Below are 19,213 nucleotides of genomic sequence, written 5' to 3'. Positions count from 1 at the left end.
TAAACGATGACCGTTGTACTGGATACACTCGTCGCCGTTCGGCGTACCGCAATGGACCTGCTCGCTCGCCGCGAGCATGGTCGAGTCGAGCTGACGCGTAAGCTGCGTCAGCGCGGCGCGGAACCTGAGATGATCGAAACCGCCCTTGACCGTTTGACGGAAGAGGGGCTGCTTTCGGAAGCCCGTTATCTCGAAAGTTTTGTCTCCTACCGAGCCCGGTCCGGCTATGGCCCGGCGCGTATTCGCGAAGAGCTGAGCCAGCGTGGTTTACAGCGCGCGGATATCGACCTTGCCTTGCGTGAGTGCGGTATCAGTTGGCAGGCGCAACTGGAAGACACCTGGCGCCGCAAATTCTCGGGTCATCTCCCCATTGATGCCAGGGAGCGCGCCAAGCAGGGGCGTTTCTTGAGTTATCGCGGTTTTTCGATGGAAATGATCAGCCGCTTATTAAGTGGCCGAGACATGGATGACTGAACACCTTGTTGTGCGCTGAACGGCCTTGTTGTGTGGTGAATAGGCTTGTTGTTTGTTGAATGGGCTTGTTGTGGTGAGCGGGCTTGCCCCGCGCTGGGCTGCGAAGCAGCCCCAATAGCCTCCCCTTCGATCTAAACCTGAAACACCAAACCTGAAGCCCCCAAAAAAGGCCCGCTATGAAAATAGCGGGCCTTTTTGCGTTTCTGGATTCTGCCTTTCTGGATTTCACGCCGGCTGCGGCGCTACCCGCTGTTGCGTCTTCCCCTGAGCCTGCGCCCAGTTCTCCGGCAAGTTGATGTAATCCACCAGCTCCCGTAACCGGCCTTGGTCACGGCCATTGAAGTTGAACACCAACCGCGTCAAATGGCTGAACTTCGGCTCATCATGCTCCTCGCCCGTATAGGCAAGCTGCTGGAATTCTCCGCTCAATCGCAGGCTGGCAAACTCACTCTGCAAATGAGCCAGAGCTCGATCGCTGAGCGGGTGGTTCATGCGCACCACAAACTCACGTTTCAACCAGCGCGTGGAATGGAAGTTGGCATAGAACTGATTGATCTCTTCCACTGCCTCTTCAGCGCTGTACACCAGGCGTACCAGCTTGAGGTCGGTGGGCAGGATGTAGCGATTGGCTTCCAGCTGGCTACGGATAAAGTCCAGGGCGCCTTGCCAGAAACCGCCACCGGGCGCATCCAGCAACACTACCGGCACCAGCGGGCTTTTGCCGGTCTGGATCAGGGTCAATACTTCCAGGGCTTCATCCAGGGTGCCGAAACCACCCGGGCACAATACCAGCGCATCGGCTTCCTTGACGAAGAACAGCTTGCGGGTAAAGAAGAAGTGGAAGGACAGCAGGTTCTCGGTGCCATCGATGGTCGGGTTGGCATGCTGTTCAAACGGCAGGGTGATATTGAACCCCAGGCTGTGTTCCAGGCCTGCCCCTTCGTGGGCCGCTGCCATGATGCCGCCGCCGCCACCGGTGATTACCATCAGGTCCGAACGGGCCAGTGCGGCACCCACCTCGCGGGCCAAGGCGTACAGTGGGCTTTCCACCGGGGTGCGTGCCGAGCCGAACACCGTGACCTTGCGGCGCCCCTTGAACTGTTCGAGTACGCGGAAGGCGTGGTCCAGTTCGCGAATGGCTTGCAAGGTGATCTTGGCGTTCCAGCGGTTGCGGTCGTCCTGGGCCATGCGCAGCACGGTCAGGATCATGTCGCGATACAGGGGGATATTCGGGCTGTTGGGGGCGATCTGCTGGAGTTGAGCTTCAACCTGTTGCGTAAGGTCGGCCCCGTTTTCTTCAAAATGCCGGAGCAGGCGGTCATTCGGTTCGTAAGGCATTCAACTTCTCCTTCTTCACAGAGGCTGGGCCAACGGCGAGAGATTCGTCCGGGGGCCACGACACTGCATGTGTCGCTGCATACCAAGGCATTGCACGTGTTCGCCAGGCAGCAAACGGGCTCTGTATATTCCTTGTGATTTAAAAAACCTTTGCACTGTACGTCGCAGGAGGGCAACCCTCTTTTGCCCTGGAAATGTTACAGAACGGCGTGGAAGCCGTGATGAACGGGCGGTCGGGATGACTTGATCATGGGCCGAAAAACCCTTGGCTGGCAACCGCTTATTGGTCTCTCAGCAGGGAGTTTAGCCGCCTGCAGGGAAATGAAGCAGGGGAGTGCGCGCTACTGGACAGCAGCGCGCGAAGGGCAAGCGAAGATTACTTTTTCTTCTTGGTGGCAGCTGGTGCCGGGCAATCCGCTTCCACGAATTTCACCGATGCCACAGGACGATTGGTCTTGTTCTCGGTGATTTCATAGCGCATCACTGCGCCCTTGGCCATCAGCTCGCGATAACCTTTGTTCAGGCACACGCTTTGCCCCAGCTGGAAGTACACCGCCTTGGGGTTGGCGCGCATCTGTTCGGCGCGATCAGGCAATACGCTGAGGTGATCGATCAGTTGCATGCCCTCAACGGTGTAGGCCACTTCCAGGGTTTTTTCGTCGATTTCCCGGGGCAGGTCCTTGTTGCTTTCAGTCGCGACGCTTTGCAGCTTCCGGTTCATTTGGGCCTCCAGCAGCGAGGCCGCCTGGGCGCCCACGGGCAGTACCAGCGCAAGTGCGATGGATGGGGCGGCAAGACGCAGCATGGAACGCAGCATGAAACTCTCCTGATTCGGTTACTGGTGCATAGACCAGCCACTGCGCTGTGCGTTCAGTGGCGCGCAATTATAGGTGACCCCTTGCCACTACAGCCAGGCGTATCGCTGGTAAACTGCGGTCACTTCAGCCTTCCACGAGTTTTCTCCGTGTCGATCTACCCCTCTGTACGGCGCATCCGATGAGCCACGCCGTCTCCCGCCTGCGTACCCAGCGCCTGGCACGCGCGATCAAGCCCTTCGTCAATCGAGGCTCCCGTGCCGAACGCTGCCCCGGCTGCCGGGTCATCCCCGAATACTGCCTGTGTGCCTGGCGCCCCCAGGTCGCAGCCAGGTCCGCCATGTGCCTGTTGATGCACGATGTCGAACCGATGAAACCCAGCAACACCGGCTGGCTGATCGCCGACGTGGTCGAGGACACCACGGCATTCGCCTGGTCGCGCACCGAAGTCGACCCGGATTTGCTCACCCTGCTCGCTGACCCGCAGTGGCAGCCCTACATCGTGTTCCCCGGCGAATTCGTGGCGCCCGAGCGTGTTGTCAGTACCGTGGCGATGGCAGAAGGCAAGCGCCCGCTGTTCATCCTGCTGGATGGCACCTGGAGCGAAGCGCGCAAGATGTTTCGCAAGAGTCCCTATCTGGAGCATCTGCCGGTATTGAGCCTGGCGCCTGAGCAGCTTTCGCGCTACAAACTGCGCCGCTCCAAGCGTGACGACCATTTCTGCACCGCCGAAGTCGCCGCCCTGTGCCTGGAACTGGCCGATGACGCCGCTGCCAGCGAAGTGCTGGACGCCTACCTCGACGTATTCAGCACCCATTACCTGGCCGCCAAGTTCCAGCTGCCACTGGACCCGACCGACAGCGTCCATACTCGTCTTGCACCCTATATACCCACGCTATAGCCAGACGACGTTTGCATGATGGCACCGTAAACCTGCACCCCGCTAAAATGCCCATGGGCGTAGTGCTTGACCCCCCAGGCTGCGCTGGGCATGCTGAGCGCCGATTGGGGTGCAACCGTGAGTTTTCGACGTCGTTCCAAGTGCTTTTGACGTTGAACGTACCCTGTGGCGATGGCTGCCTGGCTGTCGCCTTGTGTATTGGTGAACCCTGAACCCATCGGGGCTGCCATAAAAAACAGGATCATTTAATCAATGGCCACATACGAAATCCTGATAGCCGATGACCACCCGCTGTTTCGCAGTGCGTTGCATCAGGCCGTGACCCTGGGCCTTGGCCCCGACGTGCGCCTGGTTGAAGTGGCCAGCATTGCCGAGCTGGAAACCCGCCTTACCGAAAAATCCGATTGGGACCTGGTGCTGCTCGACCTGAACATGCCCGGCGCCTACGGTTTCTCGGGGCTGGTGCTCCTGCGTGGGCAATACCCGCAGATCCCCGTGGTGATGGTCTCTGCCCAGGAAGACGCCGACGTGGTGGTGCGTTCCAAGGAGTTTGGCGCCAGCGGCTTCATTCCAAAGTCCAGCGCGATGGAAGATATTCAGAAGGCCGTGCGCGCAGTGTTGGACGGTGATGTGTCCTGGCCGCCGCAGGCATTCGAACACATCAACGTGTCCGACGAAGCCAAGGCCGCCCGTGATGGCTTGGCCAGCTTGACGCCCCAGCAGTTTCGGGTGCTGACCATGGTCTGCGAAGGTTTGCTGAACAAGCAGATCGCCTATGAGCTGAGTGTGTCGGAAGCGACCATCAAGGCGCATGTCACGGCAATCTTTCGCAAATTGGGGGTGCGCACGCGGACCCAGGCGGCGCTGCTCTTGCAACAACTTGAGTCAATTGCGCAGCATTAAGTTGTTACCGATTCACGCTTTTTTGACTTTGCGTGATCTAGTTTCCCCACTTCTTTGGTTCAGTTGCCTACGTCTATGTCGCCTTTCAAGGGTCAAACCGGTCTCAAACGTATCTTCAATGCAGGGGGCTATTCCCTGGATGGCCTGCGCGCGGCTTTCACCGGTGAGGCGGCGTTCCGTCAACTGGTCTTGTTGAACGTCATCCTGATCCCGCTGAGTTTTTTCCTGCACGTCAGCCGTGTTGAGCGCGCGCTGCTGATTGCGGTGTGCCTGTTGGCCTTGATCGTTGAATTGCTCAATTCGGCGGTAGAAGCGGCGATCGACCGTATTTCCCTCGATCGCCATCCCTTGTCGAAAAACGCCAAGGACATGGGCAGCGCCGCGCAATTCGTGGCGTTGACCATGATCACCCTGGTGTGGGCCGTGATCCTGATCTGACGATCAGGCAATGCTCGGCAGCACGATCTCGTCGCTGCGCTGAACCCCGGCGGTGAAGGTCCGACATAGCTCCAGGAACTCGCGCATGGCCGAGGTCTGGTATTTCTGTTTATGCCAGATGAAGTAGAACTGCCGGGCCAGGTCCAGGTCCGGGGTTTCTACCGGCACCAGGCTGCCACGGCGAAATGCATCGCGCAGCGCCAGCCGGGAAATGCACCCGATGCCCAAACCCGATTCCACCGCCCGTTTGATCGCCTCGGTGTGCTCCAGCTCCAGGCGGATATTCAGCGCGCTGCGGTGATGGCGCATGGCCTGGTCAAAGGTTAGGCGCGTGCCGGAGCCTTGCTCCCGCAGGATCCAGGCCTCATGGGTCAATTCTTCCAGGGTGGCCACGCCGCGCTTGGCCAGGGGGTGCTGAGGTGCACAAAACACCACCAGCTCATCTTCCACCCAGGTTTGCACCTCGATATCTGGGTGGCTGCAGTCGCCTTCGATTAGACCCAGGTCAATTTCGTAGTGCGCAACCTGATGCACGATATTGGCCGTGTTCTGCACATGCAGCTTCACCTGGCTTTCGGGGTGCTGCTGCATGAAGCTGCCGATCAGCAGGGTGGCCAGGTAATTGCCAATGGTCAGGGTCGCGCCGACCGCCAGGGAGCCGAACCCGGACTTACCGTTGAGCAGGTCTTCGATCTCCTTGGCCTGGTCCAACAGCGCCACCGCTTGAGGCAACAGCTGATGGCCCAAGGCGTTGAGACTCAGGCGCTTGCCGGCACGGTCGAATAATTGGCAGCTGGATTGACGCTCCAGCTCGGTAATCGAGGTGCTGGCGGCGGATTGAGATAAGGCCAGAAGGCCAGCAGCGCGAGAGACGCTTTCCTGCTGGGCGACGGCGACGAAGACTTGCAGTTGACGGAGAGTAAATCGCATATCGATATAACCGATAACCCTTATCTTAATAATCCAGTTAACAGATATTGTCGCCGCCATTAGAATGCTGTGCAATTGCGCACTTCATCTTTGGCGCAGACCCATTTCCAGGAGTCCCCCGTACATGAGCAACATGAACCACGAGCGTGTCCTCAGTGTTCATCACTGGAACGACACTCTGTTCAGCTTCAAGTGCACCCGCGATCCGGGCCTGCGCTTCGAGAACGGTCAGTTCGTGATGATCGGCCTGCAACAGCCCAACGGCCGCCCGCTCATGCGCGCTTACTCCATTGCCAGCCCGAACTGGGAAGAGCATCTGGAGTTCTTCAGCATCAAGGTGCCGGATGGCCCGCTGACTTCCCAATTGCAGCACTTGAAGGAGGGCGACGAGATCATCATCAGCAAAAAACCGACAGGCACCCTGGTGCTTGACGATTTGAAGCCGGGCAAACACCTCTACCTGCTCAGCACCGGTACCGGCCTTGCTCCGTTCATGAGCGTGATCCAGGACCCGGAAACCTACGAGCGTTTCGAAAAAGTGATCCTGTGCCACGGCGTGCGCTACGTCAACGAAGTCGCTTACCGCGAATTCATCACCGAGCACCTGCCGCAGAACGAATTCTTCGGCGAGGCCCTGCGTGAGAAGCTGATCTACTACCCGACCGTGACCCGCGAGCCGTTCGAAAACGAAGGCCGCCTGACCGACCTGATGCGCAGCGGCAAGCTGTTCAGCGACATCGGTCTGCCACCGATCAACCCCGAGGACGACCGCGCCATGTTGTGCGGCAGCCCAAGCATGTTGGACGAGACCAGCGAAGTGCTGAACAGCTTCGGCCTGAAAGTTTCGCCACGCATGCGTGAGCCGGGTGATTACTTGATCGAGCGCGCGTTCGTCGAGAAATAACTGCGGTAAAAAATGTGAGAGGGGGCTTGCTCCCGATGGCGATGGGTCAGTCGATATACACGTTGACTGATCCACTGCCATCGGGAGCAAGCCCCCTTCTACATTGGGTTACCGGTTTATCCCGCCGGCACCACTTCCAACACACAAATCATCCCTGCTTCAGGATAGTGCCAGCGCACATCCACATCCCAGAACTGCGCCCCGTATTCGCGTTCAGGCCCTGGCGTCTGGTAGGCCGGGCGTGGATCCTGTGCCAGACACTGATCGATCAACGCCACCAACGGCTCCCCAAGGCGCTGGGCATGGCCTTGTGCCTGCTGCAGTGCGCTCTTCAGCCACTGCACCGGAATCAGCTGCGGCGCACCACTGGCGATGCTGTTGGTGGCCGTGTCGATGATGTCGGCGTAGGGCACATACGGCTTGATATCCAATACCGGGGTGCCATCGAGCAAATCGATTCCGGAAATCCATAGCCGGCCCGGCTCGACCTTGTCCAGCTTGACCACTGACTGGCCAATCCCGTTGGGCCGATGAGTCGCGCGGGTCGCAAACACCCCCATGGACGTGTTGCCACCCAGGCGGGGCGGGCGCACTTTCAGGCGGGGCTTGTCTTCCAGGGCCTGGTGGAACAGAAACAACAGCCACACGTGGCTGACCTGCTCCAGGCCCTGTACCGCCTCGCCTTGGTCGAACGGCGCCACCAACTCCAGCACGCCCCGCGCGGCAGGCGCCAGTTGCGGTTGGCGCGGGATGGCGAACTTCTCCTTGAAGCAGGAGCGTACGAAACCGACCGGCGAGACCTGGTAACCCATGGCTTACGTGCGAACCCGCAGCGTCAGGCCCTTGAGGAAGTTGCGCAGCAGCTGGTCGCCACAGGTGCGGTAGTTGGTATGGCCGAACTTGCGGAACAGTGCGCTCAGCTCAGGCTTGGACACCGGGAATTCGGCGGCCTTGAGGATGGCGTGCATGTCGTCCTCCTTCAGTTCGAAGGCCACACGCAGTTTTTTGAGGATGATGTTGTTGGTCACCGGGGTTTCGATCGGCTGCGGCGGACGGCTTTCGTCCTTGCCGCGCTTGAAAATCACCAGGCCATCGAGGAAGTGGGCCATGACGTCATCCGGGCAGAACACAAAACCCTCTTCCTCGTCTTTCTTGAGGTAGGTCTGCAGGTCTTCCTTGGTCACGTCCATGCCGCCGAGCTTGATAAGCTCGACCATCTTGTTGTCGCTGATGTCGAGCATGTAGCGCACGCTGCGCAGTACGTCGTTGTGAATCATGGTGGGCAATCCTGGTTTTCAACGGTGGGCGCCGCCGGGTGGGGCGGTGCCTGGAAAGGGGGAGGCTGTTTAGAACTTTTCTTTGCCGGACAGATAACGCCATTGGCCAACCGGCACTTTGCCGATGGACACGCCGCCGATGCGAATGCGGCGGATAGCGACGACTTTCAGGCCAACGGCTTCGCAGAACAGGGCGATCACGCCCGGTTGCGGGTTTTTCATCGCAAAGCGCAGGCGATTTTCGTTCTGCCAGCTGGCTTTTACGGCTGGCAGCTCTTTGCCTTTGTAGGTCAGGCCGTGGTTCAGGCGGTTGAGGCCGTGGGCAACCATGTCGCCTTCAACCTCCACCACGTATTCCTGCTCGATCTTGGCGGCATCGGCGGTCAACTTGCGCAGAATCTTCCAGTCCTGAGTAAACACCAACAGGCCGCTGGCCTTGGCTTGCAGGTCGGCGCTGGCGGTCAGGCGCAGGAAGTGGCCCTTGAGCGGACGCTTGCTGAAGCGGTGTTCCTCCGAGAGGGTTTCGGCGCTGATCGAGGCCATTGCCGTCTCGGCATCGACACCGGCCGGGGCGTGGAACAGGATGGTCACCGGCTCTGGCGCAGTGGCCTTGGCCTCCGGGTCCAGTTCGACCTTCTGGGTGGTGATCTTGAATTGCGGCTCGTCGATCACTTCACCGTCCACCGAGACCCAGCCGCCTTCGATAAACAGCTCAGCCTCCCGACGGGAGCAACCGACCAGTTCGATAAGGCGTTTGGAGAGGCGTATGGGGTCAGTCATGACAAGGGCCGTAACAAAAGGGGGCGGCTATTGTACCTGTGTGGGCGCGGTTAATCCCGGCCCCATTTCATTTAGCCCTGACGGGCGTTTTGTTGTTGCTGGCGCAGGCGCAGGTGCAGCAACGGATAGGGCTGCCCCAGGCCGTCATGCTCGGTGCGTCCGACCACTTCGAAACCCTGCTTGAAATAAAACCCCAAGGCTTGCGGGTTCTGCTCGTTGACGTCGAGTTCGTCGGCGTTCATGCGCTCGATTGCATAACGCAGCAACTGCCGGCCGAGGCCTTGCCCGCGGTATTGCGGGTCGATGAACAGCATCTCCACCTTACCGCACGCCACCCCGGCAAACCCGGTGATGCGTTGGCGCGAGTCACGGGTGCAGATCAGCATCACCGAATCCAGGTAGCGGGTCAGCAGCAGGTTTTTCAGCAATACGATGTAACTGTCCGGCAAAAAATCATGGGTGGCCCGCACCGAGGCCTCCCAGATGCGCGCCAGCTCCGCGTAGTCGCTGGTTTTAGGTGTGTGGATAACCGAATGCTGACGCATGCCCGCTGCCCCTTGCGATGATTGGCGCTGATGGGCAAAACGATAGACCTAAAAAAGCCCCGCATCTTGTCCAGAAGCAGGGCTTTTCAAGTTTTTTCGATCAGTCGCGCTTTTCAGCCCACAGATCGTACTCATCAGCGTCGGTCACGGTGCACCAGACCTTGTCACCCGGCTTCAAGCCGCTGGCATCGTCGATAAACACGTTACCGTCGATTTCCGGTGCATCGAAGAAGCAACGGCCGACTGCGCCTTGCTCGTCGACTTCGTCGATCAGTACCTCGATTTCCTTGCCGATACGCAGTTGCAGGCGCGCCGAGCTGATTGCCTGTTGGTGCGCCATGAAGCGCTCCCAACGGTCCTGCTTGACGTCGTCCGGGACCACGGCCAGGTCCAGCAGGTTGGCCGGGGCACCTTCCACGGGCGAGTACTGGAAGCAACCCACACGGTCCAGTTGCGCTTCGGTCAGCCAGTCCAGCAGGTACTGGAAGTCTTCTTCGGTTTCGCCGGGGAAGCCGACGATGAAGGTCGAACGGATGATCAGCTCGGGGCAGATCTCGCGCCAGTTCTTGATGCGCGCCAGGGTCTTGTCTTCGAAGGCCGGGCGTTTCATGGCCTTGAGCACTTTCGGGCTGGCGTGCTGGAACGGGATGTCCAGGTACGGCAGGATCTTGCCGGCGGCCATCAACGGGATCAGCTCGTCCACGTGCGGGTACGGGTAGACGTAGTGCAGGCGCACCCACACGCCCAGGCTGCTGAGGGCTTCGCAGAGTTCGGTCATGCGGGTTTTCACCGGCGCGCCGTTCCAGAAGCCGGTGCGGTATTTCACGTCGACGCCGTAGGCGCTGGTGTCCTGGGAGATCACCAGCAGCTCCTTGACGCCGGACTTGACCAGGCGCTGGGCCTCGTCGAGTACGTCACCCACCGGACGGCTGACCAGCTTGCCGCGCATCGACGGGATGATGCAGAAGCTGCAGCTGTGGTTGCAGCCTTCGGAAATCTTCAGGTACGCATAGTGACGCGGGGTCAGCTTGATGCCTTGGGGCGGCACCAGGTCGATCAGCGGGTTGTGATCCTGGCGCGGCGGCACCACCTCGTGCACGGCATTGACTACCTGCTCGTACTGCTGCGGGCCGGTCACGGCCAGTACGCTGGGGTGCACGTTGCGGATATTGCCTTCTTCCACACCCATGCAGCCGGTCACGATGACCTTGCCGTTTTCCTTGATGGCTTCGCCGATCACTTCCAGGGACTCTGCCTTGGCCGAGTCGATAAAGCCGCAGGTGTTGACCACCACCACATCGGCGTCCTGGTAAGTGGACACCACGTCATAGCCTTCCATGCGCAGTTGCGTGAGGATGCGTTCGGAATCGACGAGCGCCTTCGGGCAACCCAGGGAAACAAAGCCAACCTTGGGGTTGGCTTTTGCGGTGGTGGTGGACATGTCTAACCTCGGTATTGAATGACGCCGCCAGTCGGGCACGACAGGGCTGCGGACGGGCGCTTGCTGCGCCTCTGATCAAAAAGTGCGCAATTCTAGCGACGGGCAACGCACTTGACCAGCTTTATGCAGGGAAATGCGACGAGTGCTGTGTTGGGTGAATCGCCCAGCCCTTACACGTTCTTAAGCCCGGACGTCCTGCTCTGTGCGGTGCGTTACAACTTTAGACATGCCCACACCTAACGCCTGAAGCACTTTCAGGAGAGTGGAAAGCTTTGGGTCGCCGCCGACGCCGAGGGACCTATAGAGATTTGCTCTATTGAGGCCCGTGTTCTGCGACAGACTGAGCATCCCGCCGCGAGCGTCCGCCACTCGACGGATAGCGACAAGGAACGCGTCTTCCCCACCCGCTTCATCGATTTCCTCAAGCGCGACAGATAGATATTCCAAGGCAAATGCTTCGTCGTCTCGGAGCATTTCAAGAACACTATCTTCATGAGAACGAGTACGAATGGTCATTTTTGCTGCACCTTGTAAGATTTCCAGAGGGCCTTGGCCTGATCAATGTCGTTCTGCTGCCTGGCCTTTGAGCCGCCGCCCAACAGGAAAACAATTTTTCGATCCTGGATTGCGTAATACACACGAAACCCAGGCCCGAAGTCGAGTTTCATCTCAAAGACCCCGTCACCCACCGACTCGGTAACACCAAAGTGGCCAAGGGAAGCTCGATCCACTCTGGTGGTGATTCTTGCCTTTGAACGCGTGTCTTGCACGGTGTCCAGCCAAGCCTGGTAGATATCCACCCCGTTGACTGAAAGTACGTGTTTCACTTCGTACATGCGGAATGTACCTTAAAAGAGACAGGGCAATGATTGAGTTTTTATATCGACTACGCACGTGATGCAGGCGCGCGATTTATTGATCAGGCAAGGTGGCCAAGGAGCTTGCGCATACACCGCTGAGGCTGCGCTACTGAGCCGGGCGGAAAATATACGGTTGGCCGTAAATGTGATCAATGCAGGCAAAAAGGCTCCAAAATGCCGCTTCATCTACGACTGACGGTGTAAATCGATACCCGAATCACTTGAGCAGGGAAATACGACGACCGCTGCGCTATGCTTCGCGCCGTTGCGCACGGGGAAAACCCTTGGGTCAATAAAACGTCTGTTACGAGAAGTAAAACAGCGCATGCTAGGGTCAGCTTAGACGCGCTGTTTATAAGAGACCTCAGGTCAAAGGGCAGGAGTGGTTGATGGGTCAGGCAAGTAGTCAGGCAGCAGGTGCCGAGCATTCCAACGCAAAGCCGATCGGCATGCTGGTGGCAGCGGTCGGGGTGGTTTACGGCGATATCGGTACCAGCCCGCTCTATACCCTCAAAGAGGTGTTCAACGGTGGTTATGGGGTGCAGGTCAACCATGACGGTGTGCTGGGGATCCTGGCGCTGATCTTCTGGTCGTTGATCTGGGTGGTGTCGATCAAGTACATGCTGTTCGTGCTGCGCGCCGATAACCAGGGCGAAGGCGGCATCATGGCCCTGACCGCGTTGGCGCGACGGGCGGCGGGGGAGCGCAAGAAGTTGCGCAGTTTCCTCGTGGTGTGTGGCCTGTGCGGTGCGGCGTTGTTCTATGGCGACAGCATGATTACCCCGGCGATTTCGGTGCTGTCGGCCATTGAGGGCCTGGAACTGGCGTTCGACGGCCTGGAAAAATGGGTGGTGCCGATCGCCCTGGTGGTGCTGGTGGCGCTGTTCCTGATCCAGAAGCACGGTACCGACCGCATCGGCAAGTTGTTCGGGCCGGTGATGGTGACCTGGTTCCTGGTGCTGGGGGGCCTCGGCGTGTATGGCATTACCCTGCACCCTGAAGTGCTCAATGCCCTGAACCCGATGTGGGGCGTGCGTTTCTTCGAGGCCCACCCTGGCATTGGCGTGGCGATCCTCGGCGCGGTAGTGCTGGCGTTGACCGGTGCCGAGGCGCTGTATGCCGACATGGGCCACTTCGGCCGCAAACCCATCGCCCGCGCCTGGTTCATCCTGGTGTTGCCGGCGCTGGTGCTCAACTATTTCGGCCAGGGCGCCATGTTGCTGGGCGACCCGGAAGCCGCACGCAACCCGTTCTACCTGTTGGCGCCAAGTTGGGCGCTGATCCCGCTGGTGGTGCTGTCCACCCTGGCCACGGTGATTGCGTCCCAGGCGGTGATTTCCGGTGCGTTCTCGTTGACGCGCCAGGCGATCCAGCTGGGTTATATCCCGCGCATGCACATTCAACACACCTCAAGCGCCGAACAGGGCCAGATCTATATCGGTGCGGTGAACTGGTCGCTGATGGTCGGCGTGATCCTGCTGGTGCTGGGTTTCGAGTCCTCCAACGCACTGGCGTCGGCCTACGGCGTGGCGGTGACGGGGACCATGTTGATGACCACCATCCTGGTGTCGGCAGTCATGCTGTTGCTGTGGAAATGGCCACCGATTCTGGCCGTGCCGGTCCTGGTCTGCTGCCTGTTGGTGGACGGGCTGTACTTCGCGGCCAACGTGCCGAAGATCATTCAGGGCGGCGCCTTCCCGGTATTGGCGGGGATTGTGCTGTTCGTGCTGATGACCACCTGGAAGCGCGGCAAGCAATTGCTGGTGGACCGCCTCGATGAAGGTGGCCTGCCGTTGCCGATCTTCATCAGCAGCATCCGCGTGCAGCCGCCGCATCGCGTGCAGGGTACCGCCGTGTTCCTTACCGCGCGCCCGGACGCCGTGCCCCATGCGCTGTTGCACAACCTGTTGCATAACCAGGTGCTGCATGAACAGGTGGTGTTGCTGACGGTGGTCTACGAAGACATTCCGCGTGTCCCGGCCTCACGGCGCTTCGAGGTGGATTCCTACGGCGAGGGGTTCTTTCGCGTGATCCTGCACTTCGGCTTTACCGATGAGCCGGACGTCCCCGAAGCGTTGAAGCTGTGCCATTTGGACGGCCTGGATTTCAGTCCGATGCGCACCACGTACTTCCTCAGCCGTGAAACCGTCATCGCCTCCCGCATCAAGGGCATGGCCCGTTGGCGCGAAGCGTTGTTTGCATTCATGCTCAAGAACGCCAACGGCAACCTGCGGTTCTTCAAGCTCCCGGTCAACCGAGTGATCGAATTGGGCACCCAGGTCGAAATGTAAGCCTGCGCGGTACGGGAGCCGGCAATCGGCTCCCGCTTTACGTCTGAACCCTGTGCAATCCACGGTTGTCGACTAGGCTCTAAGCACTGTTGTGTAGGAGCGGGCTTGCCCGCGAAAAATGTCACGGTAACGCGTTAATCCTGGATAGACGCGGCGCCTATGAGGCCTTCGCGAGCAAGCTCGCTCCTACAAAAGTGCCCAAAAGCCAAGAAGAGGTGCGCCATGAGTCAGCTGCTCGAACCCTATACCCTGCGCCAATTGACCCTGCTCAACCGCATCGCCGTGTCGCCGATGTGTCAGTACTCAAGTGTCGATGGCCTGGCCAACGACTGGCACCTGGTCCATCTCGGCAGCCGCGCGGTCGGGGGCGCCGGGCTGATATTCACCGAAGCCACCGCCGTAACCGCCGATGGCCGCATCACGGCCGAAGACCTGGGCCTGTGGAACGACGAACAGATCGAACCCCTGCGGCGCATCACACGGTTTATCGCCGCCCAGGGCGCGGTGGCGGGCATCCAGCTGGCCCATGCCGGGCGCAAGGCCAGCACCCACCGGCCATGGATCGGCAAGCACGGCAGCGTCAAGCCGCAAGACGGTGGCTGGGTGCCGGTGGGGCCGTCGCCGATTGCCTTTGACCCGCAGCACACACAACCCAAGCCTTTGGATGAGGCGCAGATCCAGCAAGTGATCGCCGATTTTGTCGCCGCCGCCAGGCGCGCCCTGACCGCCGGTTTTGAAGTGGTGGAAATCCACGCCGCCCATGGTTACCTGCTGCATCAATTCCTCTCGCCCATCAGCAACCAGCGGCAGGACCAATATGGAGGCTCCTTCGAGAACCGTATCCGCCTGGTGCTGCAAGTGACCGAGGCCGTGCGCGAGGCCTGGCCCCAGGAGCTGCCACTGTTCGTGCGGGTGTCGGCCACCGATTGGGTGGAAGATGGCTGGAACCCCGATGAAACCGTGGAACTGGCGCGCCGTCTCAAAGACCTGGGCGTGGACCTGATCGACGTGTCTTCCGGCGGCACTGCCGCCAACGCCGAAATCCCCACCGGCCCTGGCTACCAGACGCGCTTTGCCGAGCGTGTACGCAAGGAGTCGGGCATCGCCACCGGCACCGTCGGCATGATCACCGAACCGGCCCAGGCCGAGCACATCCTGCGTACCTGCCAGGCCGACATCATCTTCCTGGCGCGTGAACTGCTGCGTGACCCTTACTGGCCGTTGCATGCCGATGATGATCTGGGCGGGCGCAAGGCCATTTGGCCGGCTCAGTACCAACGAGCGACCCATCGGGACCAACCGATCCATGAGTCTGACTTGAGGGATTGATCCTGCGTCGGCGCCATCGAAACCCACCTTGAACCGGTGGGTTTTTTTTGCCTGCTGCTGTGGGATGGGGTTGTAGGTATTTGTTACCGAAGTGATTTTTTAAGTGAATACTCTAAAAAAATCCCACGCGTAACGAGATTGTTTCTACGCTTAGGGTACGACTGATTTCTGGCCCAGGGAGTCAGTCTGTTTGTACACCGAGGCATTGCGCTCCCCGGGAAACGGTTTGTGGGCACAGGAGTTTTTGATCGATATCAGGAGAAACAGTCCATGGCCAAGTCCTATGGTGTAGCGGGTGCGGTGGTGTCTTTTTTTACCCGCAGGGTGTCCTTGCGTGGCCGCAGGTTGAGTTCGGACGAAGCCGAATTACTGGCGCAGTATCGCGCCCTGACCGAAAACGATCAGGTGGCGATGCGGTATCTGATTGGAGCGATGAAGAGTGTGTCGCGGTTCTGATGCCGTGCCCGAGGATCGTTCCCACGCGAGCGTGGGAACGATCTGGATCAGGTGTACTTGCGCTGTTCCGGTGCCGGCGGGAAGTACTGATACAACCAGGTTTCACTCAGGGTGCGGTCCTGGGTGCGAATAAACAGCCGCAGTTCCACCGGCTCTACGCTGTCGCTGGTCGGGTACCAGTCGAACAGGATGCGGTAGCCCTTGATGTTGTCGAGCACCAGCACGCTGAAGTCTTTCACTTCGCCGTGGGAGCAGGTCACCACCGGCTCGATCCCGGTGCCGGCCGGCAAGCGGTCCAGGCCGCCGCCCTTGAAGTCCACGGCAAACCGGCGCGCCCACACTGGCGGGTAGTGCTCGCCCGGCGCCCAACCTTCGGTAAAGCCGCCCATGCCGGAACGGGTCGCATCGACTTGCGCCAGCGGTGTGCTGACCGGGGGCAGGGCGCTCCAGTACAGCTTGTAGCCATAGTTGAGTGAATCGCCAGCCGCCACCGGCTTTTTCGGGGTCCAGAAGGCCACGATGTTGTCCAGGGTCTCGCCGGTGGTGGGGATTTCCAACAGGTCGATCGAGCCTTCGCCCCAGGCGGTGGTCGGTTCGACCCACAGGCTTGGACGCTTGCTGTACCAGTCGACGGTGTCCTGGTAGCTGGCGAACTCATGGTCGGTCTGCACCAGGCCGAAACCTTTCGGGTCGGTGTCGGCGAACGCGTTGAACTGCAGCTTGGCCGGGTTATTCAACGGGCGGCAAATCCACTCGCCATTACCCCGCCACATCGCCAGGCGGTCCGAGTCGTGGATCTGTGGGTGGATGGTGTCGCACATGCGGCGCTCGTGGGTGCCGCAACTGAACATGCTGGTCATGGCGGCGATGCCCAACTGTTCGATGGCGGTACGTGCGTTGATATGGGCGTCGATGGCCATCACCACCTGGTTGGCCTGGCAGTCGATATCGAAGCGGTAGGCACCGGTGGCGCTCGGCGAGTCGAGCAGAGCGTAGACCACAAAGCGGGTCGCGTTCTTGTCCGGGGTCTCGAACCAGAACTGCGTGAAATCGGGGAACTCTTCGCGTTTTTTTGCGTAGGTATCAATCGCCAGGCCACGGGCGGAGAGGCCGTACTGGCCGGTGGAATCCACCGCGCGGAAGTAGCTGGCGCCGAGAAACGACAGCACGTCATGGCGATCCAGTTCCGGCGCCTTGAACAACTTGAAGCCGGAGAAACCCAGGTCGCCGGTCAGCTGTTTGGTGTCGACGGTGGTTTTTTCATAATTGAACAGTGAAGGGCGGAAATGCACTTCGCGGGCTTCACGGGTCTTGGGGTCGACGCTGTGCATGCGCACCGGTGTCTTGAAGCCCATGCCGACGTGGAAGAACTGCACGTCGAGCTGGCCGTTCAATTCCTTCCACAGCGAATGGTTGCCGTCGTAGCCGATGGCGTTGAAATTCTGCGGGGTCATGGTCGCCAGGGTGGGCGGTAGCAACTGTTTGGTGTCTTTATACGCGGTTCCGGCGAGTTGTTTGGCTTGGGCCTTGAGCGTTTCAAAATCGAACGCCACGGCCTTGCCATCGGCGGCACGGTTCCCGGCCCAGGCCTGCGCGGCAAGCAGGCCGCTGGCTGATAAACCGGTGTAGGCCGCAATGGCCATGGAGGCTTTGAGCAAATTCCTGCGGTGCATAGAGACAACCTGTCGTGAGCAAATCCCGCGCCGTTCCTGGCACGTGCTGGATCAGAAATTACGGTTCGGACATGCCTTCGGCCAAACGCAACGGACATTAAACAGACGCCGGATAGCTTAAGCGGTTCGATGGAGAAGGAAAATTGATTGATGGCGGGGTGATGGCATTGCAAATGCGACAAGACATTTCCGACGCTGTGAGTGAACACATTACCCACGAATTATGAAGATCCAAATGTAGGAGCGAGCTTGCTCGCGAAGAACGTCAACGATAACGCGGAGATTCTGATTAACCGCAGTGCTCTTGCGTTCTTCGCGAGCAAGCTCGCTCCTACAATAAAGCGTTACGGCACTTGGGGGATCAGTGCTTGAACATCACATGCCGAACCGTGGTGTAGTCCTCCAAGCCATACATGGACATATCCTTGCCATACCCCGACAGTTTCTGACCACCGTGGGGCATTTCGCTGACGAGCATGAAATGGGTGTTTACCCAGGTGCAGCCGTACTGCAGGCGCGCGGCCAGGCGATGGGCGCGTCCTACGTCGGCGGTCCATACCGATGACGCCAACCCGTAGTCCGAATCATTGGCCCAGCCCAGCACCTGCACCTCATCGGTGAACTTGGTCACCGACACCACCGGCCCGAACACCTCGCGGCGCACGATCTCATCGTCCTGTTGCGCATCGGCGAGTACGGTCGGCTCAAAGAAGAAACCATTGCCTTCCACCGCCTTGCCACCGGTGACCAGGCGGATATGCGGCTGCGCCACGGCGCGTTCGACAAACCCGGCAACCCGGTCGCGGTGTTGCGCAGTGATCAACGGCCCCAGCTCAGTGGCCGGGTCATCCTGCAAGCCGTATTTGATGCTGGCGACCGCCGCGCCGAGTTTCTCCACAAAGGCGTCGTAGATGTCCGCCTGCGCATAAATCCGGCACGCTGCGGTGCAGTCCTGGCCGGCATTGTAGAAGCCGAAGGTACGAATGCCTTCCACCGCTGCATCGATATCCGCGTCGTTGAAGATGATCACGGGCGCCTTGCCGCCCAGCTCCATGTGCAGGCGCTTCACGCTGTCGGCGGTGCTGGAGATGATATTCGCGCCGGTGGCGATGGAGCCGGTCAGCGACACCATGCGCACTTTCGGGTGGTTCACCAGCGGACTGCCCACGGTAGGCCCACGGCCGAACACAAGGTTGAGTACTCCGGCCGGGAAAATCTCCGACGCCAACTCGACCATCCGCAACGCGGTCAGCGGGGTTTGCTCCGACGGCTTGAGCACCACGGTATTGCCCGCCGCCAGGGCCGGTGCGATTTTCCAGGCGACCATCATCAACGGGTAGTTCCACGGCGCGATGGACGCGATCACGCCTACCGGGTCGCGACGGATCATCGAGGTGTGGCCGGGCAAGTATTCACCACCGGCCGAACCGCTCATGCATCGGCTGGCGCCGGCGAAGAAGCGGAACACGTCGGCAATTGCCGGGATCTCGTCGTTCAGCGCGGCGCTGTAGGGCTTGCCGCAGTTGTCCGATTCCAGCTTGGCCAGTTCTTCGCCGTGGGCCTCGATCACGTCGGCCAGTTTCAGTAGCAACAGCGAGCGATCCTTGGGCGCGGTCTGCGACCAGCCTTCGAAGGCCGCATCGGCGGCGCGCACGGCGGCGTCGACCTGGGCTTCGCTGGCTTCTTTGATTTCCACCAGCACGCGGCCCAATGCCGGGTTGAACACCGCTTGCGCCGGGCCTTCGCCTTCGACCAGATGGCCGTTGATCAAGAGTTTGGTTTGCATGGTTCAGTCCTCTAGAAAGCGATCGTTATGTCACTGAATAAACCGGCTCTGAATGTGGGAGAGGGCTCGGTG

The 19,213-nt window shown here is 59.9% G+C and carries 20 protein-coding genes; 8 read left to right on the top strand and 12 right to left on the bottom strand.

Annotated features, from left to right (window positions below; genetic code table 11):
- Window positions 1-6: 6 nt before the first annotated feature.
- Window positions 7-474, top strand: coding sequence for a recombination regulator RecX (recX, locus tag AC07OP_RS03535; protein WP_016977936.1), 468 nt, complete (start codon window positions 7-9; stop codon window positions 472-474).
- 225 nt (window positions 475-699) lie between these two features.
- Here the strand turns inward: recX and AC07OP_RS03530 are convergent, their stop codons facing one another.
- Window positions 700-1,812 (bottom strand): LOG family protein, encoded by a 1,113-nt coding sequence (locus AC07OP_RS03530; protein WP_065926513.1) that lies wholly within the window; start codon window positions 1,810-1,812, stop codon window positions 700-702.
- A 376-nt stretch (window positions 1,813-2,188) separates the two neighbouring features.
- Window positions 2,189-2,629 (bottom strand): PA3611 family quorum-sensing-regulated virulence factor, encoded by a 441-nt coding sequence (locus tag AC07OP_RS03525; RefSeq protein WP_495100946.1) that lies wholly within the window; start codon window positions 2,627-2,629, stop codon window positions 2,189-2,191.
- Between the two features lie 179 nt (window positions 2,630-2,808).
- On the opposite strand from AC07OP_RS03525, the gene AC07OP_RS03520 reads away from it, so the two are divergent.
- From AC07OP_RS03520 to AC07OP_RS03510, 3 genes are all read left to right on the top strand, one after another.
- On the top strand, window positions 2,809-3,528 hold the full coding sequence (locus AC07OP_RS03520; protein WP_495100947.1) for a tRNA-uridine aminocarboxypropyltransferase: 720 nt from the start codon (window positions 2,809-2,811) through the stop codon (window positions 3,526-3,528).
- Window positions 3,529-3,780: 252 nt separating this feature from the next.
- Window positions 3,781-4,431 (top strand): response regulator transcription factor ErdR, encoded by a 651-nt coding sequence (erdR, locus tag AC07OP_RS03515; protein WP_027604545.1) that lies wholly within the window; start codon window positions 3,781-3,783, stop codon window positions 4,429-4,431.
- A 75-nt stretch (window positions 4,432-4,506) separates the two neighbouring features.
- A complete protein-coding gene (locus tag AC07OP_RS03510) occupies window positions 4,507-4,869 on the top strand; it encodes a diacylglycerol kinase (protein ID WP_065938722.1) in 363 nt (120 codons plus the stop codon).
- Between the two features lie 3 nt (window positions 4,870-4,872).
- Here AC07OP_RS03510 and AC07OP_RS03505 read toward each other — a convergent pair whose 3' ends face one another.
- Window positions 4,873-5,799, bottom strand: a complete 927-nt coding sequence (locus tag AC07OP_RS03505) for a LysR family transcriptional regulator (protein ID WP_065938723.1) — start codon at window positions 5,797-5,799, stop codon at window positions 4,873-4,875.
- Window positions 5,800-5,923: 124 nt separating this feature from the next.
- Between AC07OP_RS03505 and fpr the strand changes: the two genes are divergently transcribed.
- Window positions 5,924-6,703: a ferredoxin-NADP reductase gene (fpr, locus tag AC07OP_RS03500; RefSeq protein ID WP_003172178.1), complete on the top strand. Its 780-nt coding sequence runs from the start codon at window positions 5,924-5,926 to the stop codon at window positions 6,701-6,703.
- A gap of 116 nt (window positions 6,704-6,819) precedes the next feature.
- Here the strand turns inward: fpr and tsaA are convergent, their stop codons facing one another.
- From tsaA to AC07OP_RS03465, 7 genes are all read right to left on the bottom strand, one after another.
- Window positions 6,820-7,515 carry a tRNA (N6-threonylcarbamoyladenosine(37)-N6)-methyltransferase TrmO gene (tsaA, locus tag AC07OP_RS03495; protein ID WP_495100948.1) on the bottom strand — a complete coding sequence of 232 codons (696 nt, stop codon included), beginning with the start codon at window positions 7,513-7,515 and terminating at the stop codon, window positions 6,820-6,822.
- A 3-nt stretch (window positions 7,516-7,518) separates the two neighbouring features.
- Window positions 7,519-7,980: a YehS family protein gene (locus AC07OP_RS03490; RefSeq protein WP_141156889.1), complete on the bottom strand. Its 462-nt coding sequence runs from the start codon at window positions 7,978-7,980 to the stop codon at window positions 7,519-7,521.
- Between the two features lie 69 nt (window positions 7,981-8,049).
- Entirely contained in the window at window positions 8,050-8,760 is a 711-nt protein-coding gene (locus AC07OP_RS03485; protein WP_092356391.1) for an rRNA pseudouridine synthase, read from the bottom strand.
- 71 nt (window positions 8,761-8,831) lie between these two features.
- Window positions 8,832-9,305, bottom strand: coding sequence for a GNAT family N-acetyltransferase (locus tag AC07OP_RS03480; protein ID WP_495100949.1), 474 nt, complete (start codon window positions 9,303-9,305; stop codon window positions 8,832-8,834).
- Window positions 9,306-9,405: 100 nt separating this feature from the next.
- Window positions 9,406-10,746, bottom strand: coding sequence for a 30S ribosomal protein S12 methylthiotransferase RimO (gene rimO / locus AC07OP_RS03475; RefSeq protein WP_141156892.1), 1,341 nt, complete (start codon window positions 10,744-10,746; stop codon window positions 9,406-9,408).
- Between the two features lie 180 nt (window positions 10,747-10,926).
- Complete coding sequence (locus AC07OP_RS03470) at window positions 10,927-11,262, bottom strand: addiction module antidote protein (protein ID WP_043293399.1); 336 nt, start codon at window positions 11,260-11,262, stop codon at window positions 10,927-10,929.
- The gene (locus AC07OP_RS03465) at window positions 11,259-11,582 is read right to left on the bottom strand and encodes a type II toxin-antitoxin system RelE/ParE family toxin (protein ID WP_065938726.1); all 324 of its coding nucleotides are present in this window, start codon (window positions 11,580-11,582) and stop codon (window positions 11,259-11,261) included. Before AC07OP_RS03465 ends, AC07OP_RS03470 begins: the two co-directional genes overlap by 4 nt.
- Window positions 11,583-11,995: 413 nt before the next feature.
- Here AC07OP_RS03465 and AC07OP_RS03460 point away from each other — a divergent pair, with 413 nt between their 5' ends.
- The 3 genes from AC07OP_RS03460 (at window position 11,996) to AC07OP_RS03450 (ending at window position 15,682) form a co-directional block, all read left to right on the top strand.
- Window positions 11,996-13,897: a potassium transporter Kup gene (locus tag AC07OP_RS03460; protein WP_027604535.1), complete on the top strand. Its 1,902-nt coding sequence runs from the start codon at window positions 11,996-11,998 to the stop codon at window positions 13,895-13,897.
- A 222-nt stretch (window positions 13,898-14,119) separates the two neighbouring features.
- Window positions 14,120-15,226, top strand: coding sequence for an NADH:flavin oxidoreductase/NADH oxidase (locus tag AC07OP_RS03455; RefSeq protein WP_065948863.1), 1,107 nt, complete (start codon window positions 14,120-14,122; stop codon window positions 15,224-15,226).
- Between the two features lie 270 nt (window positions 15,227-15,496).
- On the top strand, window positions 15,497-15,682 hold the full coding sequence (locus AC07OP_RS03450; protein WP_027604533.1) for a hypothetical protein: 186 nt from the start codon (window positions 15,497-15,499) through the stop codon (window positions 15,680-15,682).
- A gap of 47 nt (window positions 15,683-15,729) precedes the next feature.
- Here AC07OP_RS03450 and AC07OP_RS03445 read toward each other — a convergent pair whose 3' ends face one another.
- The gene (locus AC07OP_RS03445) at window positions 15,730-17,355 is read right to left on the bottom strand and encodes a glucan biosynthesis protein D (protein WP_495100950.1); all 1,626 of its coding nucleotides are present in this window, start codon (window positions 17,353-17,355) and stop codon (window positions 15,730-15,732) included.
- 361 nt (window positions 17,356-17,716) lie between these two features.
- Window positions 17,717-19,141, bottom strand: a complete 1,425-nt coding sequence (locus tag AC07OP_RS03440) for a gamma-aminobutyraldehyde dehydrogenase (protein ID WP_495100951.1) — start codon at window positions 19,139-19,141, stop codon at window positions 17,717-17,719.
- Window positions 19,142-19,213: the final 72 nt, after the last annotated feature.

The organism is Pseudomonas sp. GW821-FHT09D08, from assembly GCF_059416305.1.
This window is presented reverse-complemented; position numbering and strand designations above follow the sequence as displayed.

What these genes read in the sequence shown, in the direction of transcription:
- AC07OP_RS03530 (WP_065926513.1), bottom strand. Translation starts at nt 1,812, where the DNA reads ATGCCTTACGAACCGAATGACCGCCTGCTCCGGCATTTTGAAGAAAAC.
- erdR (WP_027604545.1), top strand. Translation starts at nt 3,781, where the DNA reads ATGGCCACATACGAAATCCTGATAGCCGATGACCACCCGCTGTTTCGC.
- AC07OP_RS03450 (WP_027604533.1), top strand. Translation starts at nt 15,497, where the DNA reads ATGGCCAAGTCCTATGGTGTAGCGGGTGCGGTGGTGTCTTTTTTTACC.
- AC07OP_RS03480 (WP_495100949.1), bottom strand. Translation starts at nt 9,305, where the DNA reads ATGCGTCAGCATTCGGTTATCCACACACCTAAAACCAGCGACTACGCG.
- rimO (WP_141156892.1), bottom strand. Translation starts at nt 10,746, where the DNA reads ATGTCCACCACCACCGCAAAAGCCAACCCCAAGGTTGGCTTTGTTTCC.
- AC07OP_RS03490 (WP_141156889.1), bottom strand. Translation starts at nt 7,980, where the DNA reads ATGATTCACAACGACGTACTGCGCAGCGTGCGCTACATGCTCGACATC.
- tsaA (WP_495100948.1), bottom strand. Translation starts at nt 7,515, where the DNA reads ATGGGTTACCAGGTCTCGCCGGTCGGTTTCGTACGCTCCTGCTTCAAG.
- AC07OP_RS03525 (WP_495100946.1), bottom strand. Translation starts at nt 2,629, where the DNA reads ATGCTGCGTTCCATGCTGCGTCTTGCCGCCCCATCCATCGCACTTGCG.
- AC07OP_RS03485 (WP_092356391.1), bottom strand. Translation starts at nt 8,760, where the DNA reads ATGACTGACCCCATACGCCTCTCCAAACGCCTTATCGAACTGGTCGGT.
- AC07OP_RS03470 (WP_043293399.1), bottom strand. Translation starts at nt 11,262, where the DNA reads ATGACCATTCGTACTCGTTCTCATGAAGATAGTGTTCTTGAAATGCTC.
- AC07OP_RS03445 (WP_495100950.1), bottom strand. Translation starts at nt 17,355, where the DNA reads ATGCACCGCAGGAATTTGCTCAAAGCCTCCATGGCCATTGCGGCCTAC.
- fpr (WP_003172178.1), top strand. Translation starts at nt 5,924, where the DNA reads ATGAGCAACATGAACCACGAGCGTGTCCTCAGTGTTCATCACTGGAAC.
- AC07OP_RS03465 (WP_065938726.1), bottom strand. Translation starts at nt 11,582, where the DNA reads ATGTACGAAGTGAAACACGTACTTTCAGTCAACGGGGTGGATATCTAC.
- AC07OP_RS03520 (WP_495100947.1), top strand. Translation starts at nt 2,809, where the DNA reads ATGAGCCACGCCGTCTCCCGCCTGCGTACCCAGCGCCTGGCACGCGCG.
- recX (WP_016977936.1), top strand. Translation starts at nt 7, where the DNA reads ATGACCGTTGTACTGGATACACTCGTCGCCGTTCGGCGTACCGCAATG.
- AC07OP_RS03455 (WP_065948863.1), top strand. Translation starts at nt 14,120, where the DNA reads ATGAGTCAGCTGCTCGAACCCTATACCCTGCGCCAATTGACCCTGCTC.
- AC07OP_RS03440 (WP_495100951.1), bottom strand. Translation starts at nt 19,141, where the DNA reads ATGCAAACCAAACTCTTGATCAACGGCCATCTGGTCGAAGGCGAAGGC.
- AC07OP_RS03510 (WP_065938722.1), top strand. Translation starts at nt 4,507, where the DNA reads ATGTCGCCTTTCAAGGGTCAAACCGGTCTCAAACGTATCTTCAATGCA.
- AC07OP_RS03505 (WP_065938723.1), bottom strand. Translation starts at nt 5,799, where the DNA reads ATGCGATTTACTCTCCGTCAACTGCAAGTCTTCGTCGCCGTCGCCCAG.
- AC07OP_RS03460 (WP_027604535.1), top strand. Translation starts at nt 11,996, where the DNA reads ATGGGTCAGGCAAGTAGTCAGGCAGCAGGTGCCGAGCATTCCAACGCA.